Annotated in this window: 1 pseudogene; it reads left to right on the plus strand. The window is 47.6% G+C overall.

Annotation, left to right across the window (positions count from 1 at the left end):
• Window positions 1-825, plus strand: a pseudogene (locus RM553_RS19535) (hypothetical protein); the annotation flags it as partial.

Consider the following 825-nt stretch of genomic DNA (forward strand, 5'->3'; position numbering starts at 1 on the left):
AGATAACGGTTCCGATCCATTAGATCCTTGTGATCCAGATGCAACTGCCGGGCCGTGTGACCAGGATAAGGATGGGCTGACCAATGATGAGGAAGCTGAACTTGGCACCGATCCCACTAATCCTGATACAGACGGTGATGGTATTAATGATGGCGATGAAGTCGGTAATGGTTCTGATCCTTTAAATCCCTGTGATCCAGATGCAACTTCCGGCCCTTGTGACCAGGACAAGGATGGGCTCACTAATGATGAAGAAGTTGATCTTGGCACTGATCCCACTGGTCCTGATACAGACGGTGATGGTATTAACGATGGCGATGAAGTTGACAATGGTTCCGATCCGCTTGATCCATGTGATCCAGATGCTACTGCCGGGCCTTGTGACCAGGATGAGGATGGGCTCACCAATGATGAAGAAGCTGGACTAGGCACCGATCCTACCAATCCTGATACCGATGATGATGGTATAAATGATGGAGATGAAGTTGACAATGGTTCCGATCCGTTTGATCCATGTGATCCGAATCCGGATAATGAAAATTGTCCTTCAGAAGACAATGACACTGATGACGATGGAATTGATAATGAAGATGAGAATGATATAGGCACCGATCCTACCAATCCTGATACCGATGATGATGGTATTGGTGATGGCGATGAAGTAGATAACGGTTCCGATCCGCTGGACTCATGTGATCCAGATCCTACTGCCGGACCTTGTGACCAGGATGAGGACGGCCTCACTAATGATGAGGAAACTGACCTTGGCACCGATCCTACCAATCCTGATACCGATGATGATGGAATTAATGATGGCGATGAAGT

It is taken from the genome of Autumnicola tepida (assembly GCF_031846485.1).
Classification (GTDB): domain Bacteria; phylum Bacteroidota; class Bacteroidia; order Flavobacteriales; family Flavobacteriaceae; genus Autumnicola; species Autumnicola tepida.